The organism is Aestuariibacter sp. A3R04 (assembly GCF_018860805.1).
GTDB lineage: Bacteria > Pseudomonadota > Gammaproteobacteria > Enterobacterales > Alteromonadaceae > Alteromonas.
Map to the genome: position 1 here is coordinate 735339 of NZ_JAHKQR010000003.1, position 19684 is coordinate 755022.

Here is a 19684-nt window from a genome sequence, read left to right on the forward strand (position 1 = left end):
TTCTCCATCCATGAAAGCTTCAAGCTGGCAGCGCAATAGCGAACCAAAATAATATTACTACTGGTTATCACAAAATATTCACCCCGTGAATGCTTAATGATTAAAGCAGAATCGGCAACAATTATAATAAATGTTACCGGCTCTATCTATCGGAACAGTTGCCTTGCAAAGGCTAAATATCTACAAAATGAACCTAACTCTCTTATTAGCTTCTATTATGAAATAAGAGGCTACTATGGAGAAAAGAATACATGAAAAAGTTAACATAGTCGGTTCTAGGTCTGAAAATTTTCTTAGCATAGATAGAATAAACGAGTGAATAAAAAAGATCGCAGATGAGTATAACGCGATGTTTTTACTCTTGCCTTTTATATCTATTTTTGCAAATAATATAAAAATAAACGGGCATAAAAAAAGAAGGGAAAGATAGTTGTCAAAGCCGCCTTCTCTATTTTTTTGATAAAAGTTGAAAGATGACTCAAAGAGAAGGAGTATACTTCCTATAGCGGTTATTACTACAGCACGCGTTAAAGAGAGCCTTTCGTGAATACTGTGTTTGTTAATCAGATAACCAATACAGAAGAACGGGTAAGAAAATAGTAGTGCATTCCGGTGAAACCAGTTTATATTGAATAGCTTATCTAAGATGCTACTCTCAAAATAATGATAATTTCCAAGATATTGAATAGCTATTCCAATCGTTGCTGAAACTAAGACAGTACTAATAAAAAGAAAGGAAGATAGGCGCTTAAATATTAGTAGAAGCACCGCTGCTCCCAGCATTCCTGATAAATACCATAGGTGATGATATCCTATTACTATATTTCTAACTAACTTTGCGATTACTGTAAAAGAGAGATTTGGTACTGAAAACCAAAAGTACGAATAAAACAACATCCAAAAAACATATAAAACAAAAACTCTTTTAAGCCAGTCAATCTGAAAATTTCGAGCTAACACTGGGTAGAAGTAAAATCCGTTAATAACTAAGAAAACAGGAACTGCGATCCTAAAGAGGCCATTCACCGAAAGATAGGAACCCAAAGAAGAGTATTCGCTTAAAAATTCCGCATGTAATCCGACAACCATGAAAGCCATAAAAAGCTTAAGAACATCTAGTGATATATTTCGATGCATTAGTACTTTACCTTTGACAGAATCTTTATTGGCATAGCTGCTCAAATCCGCACGAAATGACAATATATGCGCTCGCAGTGTTCGAAATACTGGCTGAGGAATAACATGATTTTGACTGTTTGACGGCGGGGGATCCTTGTCGAAGAGCGACAGTATTGATAGTGTGAACGAGTCAAAATCACTTGCTGCCTAGACCGTTAGTTTTCTCTGATAATCACACTAGCACACCTTAACTCAATTTTAGAAGTGACCTAAACAGCTTTAGGTATTCATTAGCAGCCACCTTCCAATCGAAGGTTTTTGCATGTTCATGCATATTCTTGATTGCTTTCTCGTCGACCTGCATTTGCATCAGTTGTTTCATGGCATTAGAAATTGATGAAACGCTGGTTGCTGAAACTAAGGTTGCAAAGCCTCCAGCAACTTCCTGGCAAGCAGTATTTTTTGAGGTTATGACAGGACAACCAGTGGACATTGCCTCAATAATTGGTATTCCGAATCCTTCGTAAATAGATGGAAATAAAAACGCACCTGCACCTTTATACAAGGATGCGATATCTTGTTCGCTCAGGCGCTCTCTTATTAATTTAACGCCTGGTACATTTACTTCGCGTTCACTTGATAGCTTTAAAACCAAAGGCCACCTAGAGTCTTGCGGCAAAGAACTGTAAGCCGCAATTATTCGGTCAACATTTTTTCTCGATTCATCATTAGATATATGCAGAAAGTAAGGTTCTTCTATCGGCTTATCAACGGAACGGCATTCAAAAATTTCAGTATCAACGCCATTGTAAATAACATCGATAGCATCCAATGGAACCCCTAGTTCTTCGTGAATAACACGCTTAGAGAAATTAGATACGGTAACAACTTTGGCGACATTAGTTTTACATTTTTTCCATTTTTTCTTCTTTTCAAAATTGTTGCGGATAACTTTCAGTCGGCGTAAAAAACCATTTGAATAATGTTCAGGGAACAATATTGGACCAATTCCATGTAAGGTTACAACTAATGGTTTTTTCAATGAAAGAAGATAGTCTGCTGGAGCATGCCCACCACCAGCCCTTGGATCCCAAATCAAATCACTAAATGATAATTCGTCAGGGACGCTAGACTCCACCACATCTACATCACTTCTGGGAAAATGCCTGATAATGTTGTCTATACAAACGTTAAAACTTTCTGGTAACTCTTTAGGTCTGTAGACACCTATTTTCATAAGAAATCCCATTCTAATATGCTATATCTTGAATCGCGCTCTTCAATATTGTTGAGCAATAATTTGAAGATTTTGACATGGAAAATAAATAATTTAGTATTTGCAATCGCATCCCAGCTTAACCACACTCCAGAGCTCCCTGATGATTTGTAACATTCGGTTGTATCTACTGTGTTAATTTACTAAAAGCCCTAACGATTTTTACATCCCACACATTTAGTATTAGGCAGAAGCCATAATCGTAATGTATACCATTACAAAGGCAGATAGTCGATTAAAATTGGCAAAGAAACATATCAATAGTTATTTTTTGGAAAGAGTAAATTGGCCTATCAGGCGAGATAAGCCAATCTCAGTTCAAGTTGTATTGATCTAAAAAACAGTGTAGGCCACTTCTCCCGTATTGGCAGAGTTACCTTGGCCTACTTTCAAAAGATGTTTCACAGAGCTCCGGTAGTCGCTGAGTAATCTTTCGTTACTTTCAATATTGGTGAATTCTCTATTGGCCTCTGATTGGGAGCTTTATAAGATACATCAAGATATTTCAGAGGGCTTGAAAAGAGAAATTCTCCATTAAAAGCCGAGCCCGGATTGCCAAGCCTTAGTAGTTCACTATTTTGATTAACGTAAAGAGACATGTCTGAATAGTTAACGTTTATGCCGTCAAATCTATTCTGCTCAGAATTACCTTTGTAAGCTGCCTCGGAAAGGTAATCTTTTATTAATAGCCGCCGCTGTGAGTGATTCGTGGTGTTCAAATAGCTGTCTTGTGGAAGGATGTTATTACTAATAAATATAGCCTCAGTTCCCGTCCCCCAGCTCTCTTTTTTTACGTTGTCACGTATAATTGTATAAAAAGCATTAGGACTTTTTTTGATAAAAATATTATTTTGAACGCCGACTGCTGTCATTTTATGATCAAGTCGCATAAAAGAATAATGATCTGACTCGGCGGCATGAATAACAGTGTTGTTAGTGAATCGTACAATACCGTTTGAGCCACCAGTACCATCATCGCCAGCTCTAATGGCATAGGAATCTTTGCCTAGCCAAAACAAATTTCCTGTTACGTCTTGCTCGATTGGGTGCCTGGTAACGACAACAGGACCGATTAATTCGACGGCGTATCTAGCCTGTTCAAGGTCATTTACTTCGATCCAGTTGTAGTATAATTCCAAACGCTCGGCCCTAGATTTTACAGTATTACCTTTATTGCCATGTAAGAAGCTGTGAGTAATCTTCAGGGTACTGTTTGGAAACATGTATTGATCTGTAGCGACATAAACCGCGTGACCCCACGGGCGTCCTTCATATTTACCGCCAGTTCTCGTTATTTCAGATTGGTTGATGGTAAGGCTACCAGATGATGAGTCGGTACCAAGTATTCCGTGAACTTTACAATCGTGAAGATAAATGTTTTCAAGCACAATATTGTTGGATTCGTGCCGGAAGCAAATCGTGTCTGCTCCGGTGATTTCTATGTTCTCAAAACGGATATTGTGAGAGCTACGCACGCCGATAGTCCATGGCCAGCGAGTGTGATTCCCTTTAAAGGTTGGCCGCTTACCATTGACGCTTGTTCCACGAAAGATAATAGGGTTAGTTTTGGTGCCACTAATACCCTCCAGAATAAACGGTTTATATTCGTAATTCCCAGCAATATTGACAATATCGCCAGCAACAAGTTGCGATGCAATATCTTCTACTTGTTTATATTCTCCCTCAGGGTGAATATGCCATTCTCTTGGGGCGCGGCCGGTATTTGATGTTTGGACTCCCCATTTTAAATACAATGGACTTGTATTTTCAGCCAGGTCTGGAAATACAGCTTTTACTCTTTCAGTTGTTGATAACCCGTGAGTGTGAGGGGTATTGTAGGCTAGGACAACGCGATCGCCGTTAGATATTTCTGTATCCTCTTGTGTAAAGGGGGCGCCGTTTACAGAAAACCAAGAGCCTTTAACTGAAGTAAGGACTGCATCAGTCTCCATACCGCCAAACTCGATACATTCGGAAGCAGTAGCAACACCTGGTTCTATTTCAAGGGTTGATGAAAGCACGGTTCCAACCTGGGAGCGTTTACCATTGCCTCTTATGTACAAATCTAAAGGGCGACAATCACTAAAATAATTTGGATCTACAGTCAGCAATAGCGGTGAGGTAGGTTGTTCTTTCTGCGCCGGTTCAGAGGGGGTATTGCTATTTACGTTTTCTGAATTGACGGTTATCCATGTTAAGTTAGTTTCTTGGTCTGCGTCAGTCTGGAAAACACCGTTGTAGAGGAATGTACGACTATTCTTATCTTGTATTTGTTGTAATACCAACTGGTCGTTTGCTTCTACATTAACTGAATTCGTGTTTATTATTTCACCATTAACAGATACTTGTACACCTGATTGAGACAATGAAAGTAAACCTGACTCAGATACCGAGATACACATTGAATCAACAGTTGGAATACCTTCGCTCTCTATAGAATAAGGGATATTGACGTCTGTTTGGCCCGTTATCATCGTACAGGACTGCCCTGCAAGTTCATTTTCAGTAATAACGCGCCATCGATAATAGACTTCTTGTTTTGCGCTCTTATCATCGAAATAGCTTAGTTTAAATCGAAAGTTATTAGCATCACCACTAATAGTGGATACTTTATCGCGTAAAGCAACAGACATGTTTTCATGTACTTCTGTCGTATCATTGGTTTCTTGCGTCCCATTGATAACAAGGGTCTCCCTTCGGTGTGGCTCAACAAAAGTACTCGAAGGAACATTTATAAAAGTAATACATTCGCTGGTTACGATGCTGCCAGGCGCACCTTCTAAAATTGGCTCTAGCTCCTGTCCTTGTACTGATAATGATAGGTCAACGATTTCACAACTGTTGTTATTTTCACTGGTCGCACCTTCTGAACTATCGACAGGAATATCAACAGGCACAGTGGTGTCACTACTGCTTACCACTTGGTTAACGTAGACGCGTTTTTGAGTTGTTTCTAACGAGTCAGGGAGTTGTCCAATGATTCTATAGATGGTTTGTAAGCCTACAGTTTTTGGAGCTCGTGCTTTTATCTGTAACTGCGTCCCAGAAGGCAAAGAAAATGGTGCAGAAGAAAACTGACCGCCATTTATGGCAGCTAACACATTTCCTTGCGGCTCGAAAAGAATATCAGGATGACCATCTTCAACGGTAACACATTGGGAAGTGAACACTTCGCCAGCGGCCAGATTCGATAGTGTAGGGAAACTAAATCCGTTTATATAGCCACCCTTGTTAGTTGAAAGTGATACAGCTTCACAATTTCCTTCTGTGGCGTAGACGGCTAGGGGAGCTGACGACATCATCAGCGAAATGGCAATGGTTAGTGTACGGATTTTCATAGCAGTTAGACCCTTGGACAAATTACGCTTAAACTATAACTTAGATTTCATTGTCTTTGAGTATTGTTTGGTATACCAGTGTTGGATAGATGTCGCTAAAGATACCCAAGTGACTGATAATAAGGAAGACCAGATTTCGAACAATAAAATTTTTCTGGGATATGCCTTGTAGAGACCAAAAATCAAATGGAATATAAAAGGGAGTATTTCCTCCAAAATTTATTGCGCGAAGTCAGTGGGAGCCCTGAATCCCGCTCTTTCGATAGAGAAACATATATTGTTAGGGCAAGCTTAGGCGCAAAATTTTGAACATGACGGTATCTAAGCACGCATATCGAGCGAAGCATGTGGTCGTCAAGAAGAGAGCGATGTGCCAGATCAACAAACTAGAAAGCCATTTTTAGTTTGTTTCAAATAGGTCAAGTATGGTGGATACGTTGTTTTCCCAGTTGAGGTGGGATATGGAGCTGCGGATGGCAGAAGCGTCCCACTGTTGTGAGCGAAACCGCGAAATACCCTCAGCGATATCGTCGGGTAAATGACTGGTTAAAATAATGCCATTGACGGAATCTTTTAAAATTTCTGGTACACCGCCAACAGGGGTTACCAATGCTGGTACGCCACTAGCCAGTGCTTCAATCATTACGTTGGGTATACCTTCACGATAGCTAGGAAGGATAAGAGCATCGCTGTTCCGCATCATTTCTGCAATAAGCTCGTGGGGCAAAGAACCGTGGACAGTAATATGCGAGGAAAGCCCGCGTTCGTAAATACAGGACTGTAAACGTTCCATCTCAGCTCCTTTACCCGCCACGTCGAGGTGAATATTGTGGCCTGATAGTCGCAGAGTATCAATGCATTCAACCAGTTCAAAGATACCTTTGGTGGAAATGATAGTGCCTACAAACAGTAGTCTACATAGTTTCTGGTCGAGTGTGTCGTTTACTTTAAGAGTGAATCTGTCAACATTTACACCATTGTAGACGGCCTTGGTACAAATGCCGTTGTCATACTGATTAATTAGCTTTGCCATTGCCTGACTTTTGGTAACAACACAAGTCGCTTGCTTAAAGGCTGAGAGTATTTGTTTACGCCGGTTAGATTGTTCTATGTGCACATTGATGTCGCTGCCGTGGCATTGAATAACAAGTTGAAAGCGGAATATTCTCTGTAGCCAGGCTGCACACACGCCGTCGGGGTACGCCCAACTAGCCAATACGCGTTGAGCACTCGCAAACTTGACTAACGGAACTACACAAATGATTACGGAGAGAAGCAAGAAAAAAGGATAGAATCGCCTGCCTGCACCTGGTGTATAAAAATAAGGGAAGGTGGTAACGTCATCTGGTTGTCTTTGCCATTTAATAATGCGATGTTTAAACCACTCAATAAAAGGAACTGGCACAAGGTAAGTCATCTTGGCTCTGCCTGCCATGCACTGGGTTTGCTGATAGTTGAAGGCGGCGCGGTTTGGGTCCCAGGTGACTGGGTATAAATTAGAAAAGAATAAGATAGCGGGCGTTGACATTTTGCTTATTGTACTCCAATGAATGGGGCTAAATAAATATCAGATACCTGATTAATCCCGAAGTGGGTAGATACATACACGTATGCATTGTTGGCCAGTGTTTCATACATTAACGTATCAGTTGCCATTTTTTGCATATACATAGCGAGCTGCGTCGTGTCATCAACATCAATTAGCAACCCAGCGCGACTTTGTTCAATGAGAGAGGGAATGGCACCAACCCGGGTGGAAATAACAGGGCGTCTACGAGCCATTGCTTCCAACAATACCATTGGCAAACCTTCAGTATTGGAATTGATTAGGAGACAATCGAAGGTGTGATAAATGTTGTCTTCGTTAATCACATTGCCGTAAAACGTCACTTTGTCTGTTAGCTGGTTTTCAGCCACCCTTCTTTCCAGGTGGTCACGTTCGGGACCGTCTCCAAAAATATGTAATGTGCCGGGGGTAGTTAGTACCCATTTAGCAAAGACATCGATAACTTTATCAATCTGTTTTAACGGTACCAAACGCGCCACCATGCCAAAGCGAAATACTGTATTGGGATTTCGTCTGGAGGGCAAACGATTAGAAGAGGGCACATAAACTCCATTTGGCACTACGGTGACAGTAGCTGGCGACCATCTATACCGAGATCTAACACCATCTCGTACACGCTCGGATACTGCATAGCGGCCATTTAAATACGTGTTCGCCAGTTTGTGCGCTAGTACCATACCACCTAAGTTGGCCGAATGTTCGCCATGCATGGTATAAATCACTTTTTTTGTCATTAGATACCAAAAGAGTGGGGCTAGCGCCCTTATCACCGCAGGCGAATGAATATGGATAATGGTATATCGGCTGAGTACTTTGAGTGTGCTATACAATCGCGCAACAACATTACCCTGAATGGTGTAGTATTTTATATTTGCACTAGAGAGTATTTGGGTAAATGGGTCGTTTGGTGCTCCAAATGACAAGATAGAGGCCATATGGCCCTGATGAGATTGAATTCTTGCCAAGTTCACAGCGCACTTTTCAGCACCGCCCACTTGTAAGCTACTAACGATGTGCAAAATGCGAAGGCCTTTAGTAAACGGGGGCATATGACACCATTTTTTTAAAGCTATCTGTCGTCATGGTTGGCTCTATGGGGAAGCGGTGTAAATCGTAACACTTCTTCTCCACGCTGGCGTTTATGCCTGGTCGAAAGTTAAAGGCTAGCTCATAACCGGATGATTTGAGTGCTTCGATAACACCATTGTTGTATGTCGATTGATTACCAACTGGATAGCTGAACGCGTTAATACTAATACCCAAATGTTCTTCGAGTAATTTTTTTGAGTGCTGTAGTTCAAAGAGAATTTCATCATCAGTAAGGCTTGAAAGAATATAATGATGATGTGAATGAGCGCCAATTGTCATACCTGCTTTATACATTTCTTTTAACTGCGCCCAACTAACAAATTCTGGGCTGGGATAAGACGAGTTCAAGCCAGTAAGTGACTCCAGCTCTTCAATTTGTTTGTCCAGACATTGCCCTGATGCCTTTATCTCTTTTAGCACCAGCCTGATAAACTGTTTAATGTCGCCTTTATAGCCCACTGAGTTGACCCACTGTGTCAGCTTAATGGTAGATAACGCGCTATTTTTTAATAGAAACGCAACTTTATCCCACCAAGGGAGCACGTTGTTACCCACTAAACCCGTGGCAATAAAAAACGCAGCTGGCACTTGGTGAGAGGTGAGGATCGGAAATGCATGATGGTAGTTGTCAGCGTATCCATCGTCAAAGGTAATGGCCATACATCGGCGGTTTTTTAGCAATGCTGGCGAAGCAATGGCTTGTGTAACGTCATCAAGACTAACAATATCAAAATGTTGTTTGAAAAAACGGATATGCGCATCCAGTTGTGACGGCGTACAAGAGTAAACGTTTGGATCGCCACTCGCTTCCCTGTAATCTCCAACGCGATGAAGGTTGACGCTATACAAGCCATAAGGAGCTTGTCTCCAGCGACGCTGATCGAGCCCGATCAACGACTCAACCTTCATCTGAATCCGCTTTAAATCCACGTTACATCCTTCTAAATGTGGGCTTCGGTAGTATGTAATCTCTGTAATCGTTCGGGTCACCAGACTCACCGGCTTCCGCTGCCTTGGTAATATTATACATTTCTCTGGCACTGACGTAGTGCAGTTTATAGCGTTCTCCATCGTTGTACTTGGTGGTGAGATGGGCATGCATTAATTCTACAGGTTTGCCGAGTAGACAATCCATATCGATATCTTGCGCACCATGGGTGTGGATTTTAATGAAAACCCACTCTGGTCTGCCTTTTACATGAATATGTGTATCTACCCAGTTATCCACACGGCCAGGTGTTGGCTGACAGTTTTGCCGTATATCTGCACGCTCAATTTTAGGCAGAATGCCGAACTTGGATTCTTCTTTGTTAAAACCCAACGGCCCTTGCAGCATAAGCATATCACCCCAGGCCTCACCGTTTACCTTCATTTCGCGCCCGGTATCGTAGGACTTTGGTTTGTTAGGATCATCCTTGGCATAATACAGCGTGTTAGGCAGAGAAGGCTGAGTGGCGTCAGGAGACGGAAAGGTAAAATCTGCATAACAGCCCGTTTCTCGCAATACGATAAGCTCGTCATTGACACCGCACCATTTGCCTTGTGGGTGAGAGTTGTCCAACGCCCAGTTACCGTGAATAAAGGCATATACCGGCTGTCCGGTTTTGGGGTCCAGCGCAAGTGCACCGTGTTCCTGGTGCAGCGTTTTAGCAAAATTGCTCAGTGTTTTGCGTAAATTGTCACTGGTGTCGTCTTCGTGGTGAAGGTGTATTTCAATTTCACCAAAACCCCGATGACAGAGATCCGATAATTTAGCCAGGTGCTCATGGCGATATTCCTCTTCTGGAAAGAAAAAGGAATGCTTTGGATGGTATCCATCTGCATCGGTAAATTTACTCGCCATTGTCGGATAATCGCGCATCCAGCGGTCGACCCGGGCTCTTTCCAGCTCTATGTTGTCTTTGTTTTTCCACTGAGGTTCGTAATGATCAACAAAACAAAACATCACGTGAATGGGGCCTTTGATATTGGCTTTGGCTGGCTTTCGCCTTTTAACGTAGCCGAGTATCCAGGTATGCATGTCCTTTTTGTAAATGAGAGCCAAGGCCGCTGATGCCACACAAATGGCTCCAAATAAAAACAAGAAAACAAAAATCATCAGCGTGCAGTCCTCTCCCAAGTAGCTGTTTGACGGGTTGTCAGAAATCTAACAAAACCGCGTCCCAGTGAAATGTTCATAGATACAAAAAATGTTATCAGGTTTATCACTGCCCCTAATTTACCTGTCATATCCCTTGTGCTCCTGGCGCCAACGGTAAAGAGTCCGTAAAACAAAATTTGGGCAGCCAGTAACAAGGCATATCCTCCACTGTAAAAGCTCAAAACGACGTTGCTGAGTAATGCCAGCAACATGCAGTGAGGGACAAACCAGCGCATAACCTTATGGCTGATATAACTAAAGCAACGGGCCCCGATTAATGGGTTTAGTGCCCATGTTAGACGAGACATGGCCTGATAATTTCCCGCGCCAATCCGGATTCGGCGAGACGCTTCTTCAACCAGGTTTGGCGCAATCTCTTCTTTGGCTCTTGCTTCTGGGTTGTATGTCAGTCGATAGCCCATTTTAGCGATATTCATGAACACGCAAAAGTCGTCAATAATGGTATCTGACGGTAGTGGACGGTAAAGTTCAGTACGTATGGCATAAATGGCGCCATTGGCGCCTAACATCCCATTGATGCGGTTTTCGTGAAATTTGAGTACCTGCTCGTATTTCCAGTACAGGCTATCTTTGTTTTTACCCGAAAACGGGTCAACCAGTTCCAGTTCGCCACACACGGCGCCAACATCATCGTGTCTAAAATCGGCAACTAAACGCTGAACAGCGTCTTTATCGAAAAAGGTATTGGCATCAGAAAAGACACATATTGGCGTGTCTACTCGGGTGAGCAAATCATTGAGTACATTTATTTTGCCGCGATTTTCTTCAAACAAATGGATTTGCATTTGCGGGTAGGATTGGAAATCAGACAAAATGGTATTTGTGTCATCGTTACTGCCGTCAGAACCAATGAGGATAGTTAATTTTTCCCTCGGGTATTCCAGCGATAACAGGTTTTCCACTCGTTCGCGAATACACTTTTCTTCGTTATAAGCGGCAATAACCACGGTGACGGAGGGAATGTCACTGTTCGCTTTTCGCCGACTGGCTTTTTTCAGAACAAATCGGGTATCGCGCACCGCCTGAGTAAGGCTGCTTGCTATAATCAACAAAACCGGATAAATAAAGTAGGTATAAGTAATAATAAATACTGAGACCCAAAACAGGACTTCAAAAATTGTCATGATGGCATTCTCGGCTTCGCTGGAATACCTAATCCGGTGCAATTGGCGGGCAGATCTTTAACCACCACTGCGTTGGCGCCAATCTTAACGTTGTCACCAATGGTGACATTACCGATAATTTTCGCACCGGCACCGATAAAGATATTATTACCCAGCACGGGGGAGTGGCCTTTTTCGTCACCAATGACCACACCGCTCTCGATAACGATATTTTTGCCCCCTCTGACTTTACTGTTAATCACCACACCCATAGGGTGCATGAGCACCAATCCTTCATCAAAGGTAGCATTAACGCCAATGACACAGCCGTTAAACCATTTGTTGAGTGCCTGGCATATCAAGGCCAAAGGCTTGGTTATTGAGCGCATGGCGAGCCAGTTTGATAGTCTGAAAACAATATTCGCGCCTGTGCCATCAACCACAAACAGACGAAGCGTGGATACCGGGGCTCCGTCAGCTTCAAATACACGCTGCTTTTGCTTCATATCAGCTTTAATTAATTCCATGAGTTTCACTGGTTTTTCTCTCGTCCTATCCAAAGGCCAAATTCCTCATAGACACGCTGTTGCTCTTTTTGCATTATCTTTTGTTCTTCCGGCTTTGCAATGGTGGCCAGCGGGCTGCGTTCCAGTGTGAATAGGTCTTTAGTCCATGGCTTATTGTGCTGTTTATGCCAGTGCTTAAGCCGATTGTTTAAATATTTGACACTGCCTTGGTAGGTGATGCCATTGTCGAGCAGCCACTGCCTGGGTTGATAGTTTCCGGCGTTGTCAATGAAACGTTGTAACTGTTTACCCATGTTTGTGTTTTCCAGCAGTACACCGGTTTGATCATTGACAAATTCTTTTGAGCCCAGTTCGGCGTCTTTGAGCACAGCAACCGGTACATTGGCTGCCATCGATTCTACCACAACCACGCAAGATCCTTCGCGCTTTGAGAATATTGCTGTGGTTTTGCTTCGAGACAAATATTCGGTAATTTTTTCATAAGGCTGAGGACCGGCGAACTCTATCATGTGTCCCACACCGTAGAGTTCTGCTTCGTTTTTGATGTCATCTAGCGTTCGACCGGGTTCTTCCTGGCCTATTAGCGTCACGCGTATATCCTTGCTGAGTTCAGACAGCGCTTTGAAAAGCGCAATATGTCTTTTGAACGTGCCATAATTGGCAATAACCAACAAATCTATGTCTTTGTCTTCGAAGGGACGAAGCTGAAACTTTTCGCTATTTACCCAGCTCGATGCGTATAAATGCAAGGAAGTGAGCTTAGTTGAAATTAGCGCCATGTAATCGTGATCTACCGCGTTACTGATGGTAGTAAATAAACCATCATTAAGTATGCGCGGCATGGCAAAAAGCGCCGGAGAATGTGGCGGACTCCAACTGGGCGCAAAAACAATAATAAATTGGTCCTGTAGAGTGGAAAAATCGTTAGCGTTGAGTAACCGAATAAGGTGCTTTTCAAAGCTCACATAAATAACCCCTTTTTCTTGCTCGCTTACAAACGGTTTAATAATAATCCCCTTCGAGACGACATGGCTGGTTTCACCATAGTGTTTTTTCGCCCAGGAAGAAATATCCGTAATTTTGTCGAGTTGCGCATTTATACGCGCGCTTAAAGTGTCTTCTGAAGGTGAAAGTAATGATGTCGCACCCTTGAAATAGTAATCGAGTTTCTCGCTGTAATTAGCGGCTCTGTCACCTTTGCTGGTAAACCAGCGGCGAAAAGCACGACGAACCTGCGGGGCATAGCGCAAAGCGTCTGTCCATTCTTTCTTTATTTTTTTAATGTAGTGCATAGTGGTTGTGCCGGCGTTTTACCAGCAAATCCCTTCGTAACCTTCTTGGCCTACAGCATCTTCGTTAATTCTTACCAAATCAATAACGTGTTTGTCTTTAGGTATAGTGGCGACCACGTCTCTGAATTGTTCGTCACCATTGCCAATCACTAATACTTCACTAGCGTTAATAACATCGTCGATGTCAGTTACCATTAATTTAGAGATATGGGGAATTTGATTGAGTATGTAATCTTTGTTTGCGCCAACTATGGCAGCCAGATTGACGTTTTTGTCGTACAACTTAAGCTCATAGCCTTTGCCAAGAAGTCGTTCAATTAATTCTACTATCGGGCTTTCACGGAGGTCATCCGTACCGGCTTTAAAGCTAAAGCCGAGAATACCGATTTTTCGCTTACCTTTTGAGGTGACAAGATTAATGCCATTCTCAACTTGCTGTTTGTTCGATGGCAAAATGGATGACAGCACAGGCGTGTTGACATCAAGTGCCCCTGCTTTATAAACCAACGCGCGTACATCCTTAGGCAAACAAGAGCCGCCAAATGCGAACCCGGGTTTCATATAGTAAGGTGAAATATTGAGCTTAGTATCCTGGCAAAAGATATCCATCACCTTGTGGCTGTCTACATTTACTTTTTTTGCGATATTGCCAATTTCATTTGCGAAGGCAACTTTTAAGGCGTGCCAAACATTGTCAGTGTATTTCACCATTTCTGCGGTAGCCAGATCAGTGCCAATTTTCGGCCCTGGTAAAGCTTCGTAAATGGCCAATATTTCCGCCAGCGTGGTGTCGTCAGAGGCTCCTACTACCGTTTTCGGGGGGTTGTAAAAATCGTACACCGCGGTACTTTCACGAAGGAATTCCGGGTTGATGCAAAGGCCAAAGTCCTGGCCAGCGATCATACCAGATGCCTGTTCCAGAGTGGGTTGTACGATATCTGCCATAGTACCTGGTAACATTGTTGACCGAATAACAACAATATGGCGGGTTGATTTATCTTTAATTACACTTCCAATTTCTTCGCATACGCGACGGACAAACTTGAGGTCTAAACTTCCGTTTAACTGACTTGGTGTGCCTACACATACAATAGAAACATCACTGTTTTCAACAGCATCCTTGCAATCAGTGGTCGCGCGCAACCGGCCTTCTTTCACACTTGACGCAATGATTTCGCCGATGTCTTTTTCAATGATTGGCGTTTTACCAGCGTTAATTAAATCAACCTTAGCTTGTGTGGGATCCACACCGATAACGTGATGACCATCATGGGCTAAACAACCGGCCGATACAGCACCCACATATCCTAATCCAAAAATACTGATGTTCATGAAAAATCCTATTTATTTCTTGCTGTGTTGAGCATATCAACGAAATCTTGAGTAACCGTTTGCCAGCTATAGTTTTCTTTAACTAGGTGATAACCATTCTTCGCAATATCAGCTGCTTGTAAATTGTCTTTTAGTAGAGAAACCGTCGCCTCGGCAAATTGCTTGTGGTCATCGGCAATCATGATATTTTCACCATGGGTGATAGGTAGTCCTTCTGCACCTATGGTGGTAGAGATCACAGGGAGACCAGCAGCCATGGTTTCAAAGATTTTGATTCGTGTGCCGCCGCCAATGCGCAGTGGTACGATGGACGCTGCAGACGCGGCTAAATATGGTCTGACATCATCCACCGTACCTGTAACGGTGATGCTGGTGTCAGTTTCACTTAATTGAGTGATTTTTTCCGGCGGGTTTCTACCCAAAATGGTGAGTGTTACGTCAGGCACAGCTGTTTTAATCAGGGGATAACAGTGCTTGATAAAGTCTTCGATGCCATCAATGTTGGGCATCCAATCCATAGAACCGAGAAAAACCAGTGAATTGTCGACTGGTTTACGGGGGATTTCAGCAAAAAATTCAAGGTTCACCCCTGTTTCGACATGGCCCAAGACGTTCGTAAGGCCAAATTCGTTTATAAATACGTCTTTATCAAAATCACTTACTGCAATGACGCCATCAAACCACTGACATGTTTTTTGTTCAAAAGACGAAAAGCGTTCCCATTGATTTTTATAGAAAATTTTACTCACAGGGTTGCCTGCGTTTTTATAATGACGTTCCCAAATATAGCTTTCTACGTTGTGTTGAAACAAAATGTAGGTGGTATCTTTCTTCTTAGGTAAAGCAGTCAGGTTTACCGATAATGACAGAAAGTCACAAACTACGACATCAAATGTACTATTCTCCAGCAAGGTGCGAAGGGTCTGCTGAATGGCGTCAGTCGTGTATTTATCTATTACGTAGGGCAGGGAGGTAGCAATCACGTTTTTCGCTACATCGGTGAATACAGATATCTTACTATTTTTGTTGTCCTTCCACCGCGCGAAAACCTGGTGATCTGAATAATCACTTATATTGGGCGTTGGCGCAGAGCCCGGCTCTTTCAGCGTGAAATAGGTAATATCATAATGGTTTTTTAACTGTACCATCATGTTGTATGTGCGGATTTTGCCACCACTATTTAAAGGGTATAGCTCATCTGCTTTGATCCATAATAACTTGGGTTTCATAGTTCGTTCTTGATAGTCTGTGTTGCGACAAGTTTACTGTTTGATAGCACTTTCGATTTTATTTTTTGTATCTAGAAGTGCATTATTACTCGGTTGTAGACTCAACGCTTTCATTATCCAGCGATTTGCCTCGTCTACCTGTCCTTGTTGTAGAAGAAGCCAGGCTAAGTTATTCATAGCTTGCCAGTGTTTCGGCTTAGCTTTAAGCAGCGATTGGTATTCAGCTACCGCTTTCTTGGCGTCAACTTTTGACAATTCGCTAATATAGAAAAGATCAGCGTTGTCGTATCCAGGCGTTCGTTGAGCCATTTCTTCTAATACGGTCAACCCTGCATCTATATCTCCTGTTTCTTTAAGCGCTTTGTACAAGAGTTGAGCAGATTTGAGCGTTCCAAGCGATTTATACGCTTCTTTTAGAGCGGGTAACGCAGTGACAAAATCATTTTTAGCGGCCGTTGCTCTACCGAAAATTTGCTTAGCGCGGGCACTATTTTGAATTTCCGCGGGAAGGCTTGTAAGCACCTTTAGCGCAGCATCATACTGACCGTCATTGACCAGGACATGGGCGCGCAGTAATTTGATACGGTTACTTTGTTTGAGGACGTCCGGTGAGTTATTAAGGATTCGCAGTGCTGATCGGTTACCCTCAGCTTCCATTTTTGCTTCAACAAAGACTTCCAATACCTGCTCCGTAATCCACCCGGCTTTAATATTTCTTCTTAGCGCATCAATGGCGGCTAAGGGTTGATCAAGTTCCAGATAGGAACTGGCAACTAGATAGTCAGCTTTTGGCTGTGTGTTGTAGTCAAAAACACTGGTTCGGGATAACGAAATCACATTTTTATAATCGCCCTGTAAATAGGAGGCATGTAAAAATGTCAAAGGAGTGGCAGTTCCACTTTCCTTTAATATTTGTACGATGTTTTGATAAGCGGCTCTCGTCTGTACGGTATTTGATGCTGCAATCGTAGCACCGGCTAAAACAACTTCGTCGTTCGGATATCGTTTGAGTAGAGATGTGTACGCTTTCAGTGCATCATCAAAATTTTGTTCCTGCAAATCTTTGCTAGCATAATATCTCAGCGCTTGCGGGTTCGACGGCGACAACCATTTTATCTTTTCATATATGGCATCTAGGGCTTCAGTATTGCCTAAAAACGATTCAAACTCGCTGGAAATCAAGTAATTGTCTATATTTTTAGGATCATCGCTTATCCATTCAGCGATGATGTTACGCGCTTCTTCAATTTCGCCATTACTTGCTTTAATTCCAATCAGTAGAATCTTGGATTTGTAACTATCATTCTCATTTGCTTCGCTGATTATCTGTTTTGACGAGCTTTCCACCAAACTCATTGCTGCTTTGTCACCAGCGCTTAGTTTTAGCAAGCCAAGTTGCTGTTTGTCCTCTGATGACTCGAAAGTCTCAGCATTCACCCTATCCAGGATAGCTGCTGCTTCACCTTTTTCTCCAGAAAAAAGTAACGCTGACGCTGCTTTTGTCGCCAAACGGTTATTGCTAGAGATTAATGAGGGATACTTTTCATACATTTTATAGGCTGAGAGAGAATCTCCGGCACTGAGTTTCGCAGCGATATACATCTGCAAACCCGGGTGGCTTGGCGGCAATGCGCCGACGATTTTTTCGAGATATGAAAGTGCTTGTTCGTAATTGCCTATTTGAAAGTGAGAAATACCGGCGACATAGATAGCTGTTGGTGTCACTAAGTTTTGGTTTATGGCAATTTCGATATACTTTGCCGCATCGTCAAAGTTATTGCGAGAAAGTGCAATAAGCGCCTTTTGCTGATTCGCTAATGGGTTTGTTGAAGATATACTTAGTATTTTATCAATATATTTCTCTGCCTCGCTATAGTTTCTCGCCATTAGCAGTACTTCGGCTATTTTTAAGTTTAATTGAGCAAAGTATGGCTTCAAGGAAAGAAGATCCTGGTATGATTGAGCAGCAAGATCAAAATCACCAATAGCTTGCTGAATTTCGGCAATAAGAGATCGCAATAACCAGTCAGTTGGATATTTTTCTGTTAGCGCATACAGCGTTGATTTCTTTTCAACATCATCCGACAAGAGAAAGTGCTTAATCACAAACTCGGTATCTTTTATTCGCTCTAAATCGTCTGGCGATGCAGTTTCTAGCGCTAGCGACAAGTGTTTAGCCACCATTTCCTCTGATTTTGATCTACCTGATATGACGGCGGCAATTAACTCTACTGAAGTTCGTTGAGACCCTTTTAAGTCGTCTTTGAACTCTTCAAGGGTAACTTCAAATATATCAAGATCAGCCATTGAATAGAGTGCAAGGAAGTAGGGCTGGGCGAAATCGTTAATGTTGGCTCGCTGTGTCAGTGCCTTGTCGAATGTGGCTATAGCGCTTACCATGTCTCCAACATCGAAGTAAATTTTGGCCAGTTCTATCCTTGGCCGCACGTCATTGGGAGAGTCTTGAACGGCAGATTTGAGTTGAATGATAGCGCGCTTGTAATTCCCGTCACTTAAAGCTGACTCTGCTTCAGTCATCCGTTGTTCGACTGTTACCTTATTGCATGCCATCAATAAGAGAGAAGATGCCAAAACGGTGACTAATCTATTCATTGTCTTTCTATCCATAAATTACAAATCTATCCAATGTGTTTACACCCAATCACTGTAAGCTTTATTGTAACAAATTAAAAGTATGAAGCCTTATGTTGTGTTGTTAGATTTCAGACATAAAAAAAGGCAACCGAAGTTGCCTTTATTCTAGCAAGTAGAAAAATTATTTGTTTTTGCGGCGAGCTGTGAAGCCAAGACCACACAGACCTAAGGCCAAAACTGCAACCGTTGACGGCTCAGGTACATTCACAGGGTTAGTGAATACTGCAGACAAGTCACCACTTACGTCAGGCAGGTTACCAAGGGTGTCAAAATCACCGTTAACAGTAACAATTGAGTAGAAAGGTGCTGGGTCAACAAAGTAGTTCATACCATCTGCAGTCAACACGAAGTCAGTAAAATCGAAGTTGAAGTTACCAGTACCATTTTCGTACTCACCGTATGCGTTTTGTACTGTAGATGCAGAACCGATTAAGATGTCATCTGCGCTTGCATCTGTAACTGTACCATTCAACAAGTTGTCTGAAACAGTGTCAAAGCTAGGGTCAATCCACAAAGAAAACTGAGCCGTAGTTGCAGTAAACTCGGTTTCTAAAGCGTTAGCAGTACCGCTGGCAGTTAATACTGCATACAGGTTGTAACCTGTACCTGGGAAGTTTACGTTGTTGAAACCAAGGACAGATGCGCCTTGAGGATTTGTACCTTCATCGGCAACAATCGAAGTGAATGTCGCGAATGCGCCAGTAGCAAAACCACCCATTCCGTCAAATTCTAAAGTTTCGAAATAGGAACCGTTAAACTTGTCACCAGTAATTTCGCCGTTGCCATACGCACTTTCGTCAACAGTGAAGTCCAAGAATTCAGCAGAGCTAGTGAAAGACGCCACCAAACCAGCAGTTAATGCGAGGGATTTTACAACTTTATTAAATTTCATAACCATCTCCATATTCATATTAGTTCGGCTGTTAGGCCTCCCTAGGTAATAAGCAGTTATGATGCCAACTTTTTAAGTTATTGTTTTTGAAGTTTTTCTCTATT

At 42.4% G+C, this 19684-nt stretch carries 14 protein-coding genes; all 14 read right to left on the minus strand.

Translation table 11 applies throughout. The features are described 5' to 3' along the window. Window positions 1–180: 180 nt before the first annotated feature. The 14 genes from KO518_RS07950 to pepA all read right to left on the minus strand — a co-directional run bounded on the left by KO518_RS07950 (window position 181) and on the right by pepA (window position 19580). On the minus strand, window positions 181–1200 hold the full coding sequence (locus tag KO518_RS07950; RefSeq protein WP_216025284.1) for an acyltransferase family protein: 1020 nt from the start codon (window positions 1198–1200) through the stop codon (window positions 181–183). Window positions 1201–1366: 166 nt separating this feature from the next. After that, entirely contained in the window at window positions 1367–2356 is a 990-nt protein-coding gene (locus tag KO518_RS07955; protein ID WP_216025285.1) for a glycosyltransferase family 1 protein, read from the minus strand. Between the two features lie 440 nt (window positions 2357–2796). Continuing rightward, window positions 2797–5733, minus strand: coding sequence for a right-handed parallel beta-helix repeat-containing protein (locus KO518_RS07960; RefSeq protein ID WP_216025286.1), 2937 nt, complete (start codon window positions 5731–5733; stop codon window positions 2797–2799). A 400-nt stretch (window positions 5734–6133) separates the two neighbouring features. Beyond that, the gene (locus tag KO518_RS07965; protein WP_216025287.1) at window positions 6134–7261 is read right to left on the minus strand and encodes a glycosyltransferase; all 1128 of its coding nucleotides are present in this window, start codon (window positions 7259–7261) and stop codon (window positions 6134–6136) included. Between the two features lie 5 nt (window positions 7262–7266). Continuing rightward, complete coding sequence (locus KO518_RS07970; protein WP_216025288.1) at window positions 7267–8349, minus strand: glycosyltransferase family 4 protein; 1083 nt, start codon at window positions 8347–8349, stop codon at window positions 7267–7269. Next, window positions 8333–9319, minus strand: a complete 987-nt coding sequence (locus KO518_RS07975; protein WP_371742268.1) for a polysaccharide deacetylase family protein — start codon at window positions 9317–9319, stop codon at window positions 8333–8335. Before KO518_RS07975 ends, KO518_RS07970 begins: the two co-directional genes overlap by 17 nt. Before the next feature lies 1 nt (window position 9320). Next, on the minus strand, window positions 9321–10487 hold the full coding sequence (locus KO518_RS07980) for a hypothetical protein (protein WP_216025289.1): 1167 nt from the start codon (window positions 10485–10487) through the stop codon (window positions 9321–9323). Next, window positions 10487–11674, minus strand: coding sequence for a glycosyltransferase family 2 protein (locus tag KO518_RS07985; RefSeq protein WP_216025290.1), 1188 nt, complete (start codon window positions 11672–11674; stop codon window positions 10487–10489). Before KO518_RS07985 ends, KO518_RS07980 begins: the two co-directional genes overlap by 1 nt. After that, the gene (locus tag KO518_RS07990; RefSeq protein ID WP_216025291.1) at window positions 11671–12180 is read right to left on the minus strand and encodes a serine O-acetyltransferase; all 510 of its coding nucleotides are present in this window, start codon (window positions 12178–12180) and stop codon (window positions 11671–11673) included. Before KO518_RS07990 ends, KO518_RS07985 begins: the two co-directional genes overlap by 4 nt. Window positions 12181–12185: 5 nt before the next feature. Continuing rightward, on the minus strand, window positions 12186–13472 hold the full coding sequence (locus tag KO518_RS07995) for a glycosyltransferase (RefSeq protein WP_216025292.1): 1287 nt from the start codon (window positions 13470–13472) through the stop codon (window positions 12186–12188). An 18-nt stretch (window positions 13473–13490) separates the two neighbouring features. Then, a complete protein-coding gene (locus tag KO518_RS08000) occupies window positions 13491–14804 on the minus strand; it encodes a nucleotide sugar dehydrogenase (protein ID WP_216025293.1) in 1314 nt (437 codons plus the stop codon). 8 nt (window positions 14805–14812) lie between these two features. Then, a complete protein-coding gene (locus KO518_RS08005; protein WP_216025294.1) occupies window positions 14813–16033 on the minus strand; it encodes a glycosyltransferase family 4 protein in 1221 nt (406 codons plus the stop codon). A gap of 33 nt (window positions 16034–16066) precedes the next feature. Continuing rightward, window positions 16067–18646 carry a tetratricopeptide repeat protein gene (locus KO518_RS08010; RefSeq protein ID WP_216025295.1) on the minus strand — a complete coding sequence of 860 codons (2580 nt, stop codon included), beginning with the start codon at window positions 18644–18646 and terminating at the stop codon, window positions 16067–16069. A 163-nt stretch (window positions 18647–18809) separates the two neighbouring features. Next, on the minus strand, window positions 18810–19580 hold the full coding sequence (gene pepA / locus KO518_RS08015; RefSeq protein WP_216025296.1) for a flocculation-associated PEP-CTERM protein PepA: 771 nt from the start codon (window positions 19578–19580) through the stop codon (window positions 18810–18812). Window positions 19581–19684: the final 104 nt, after the last annotated feature.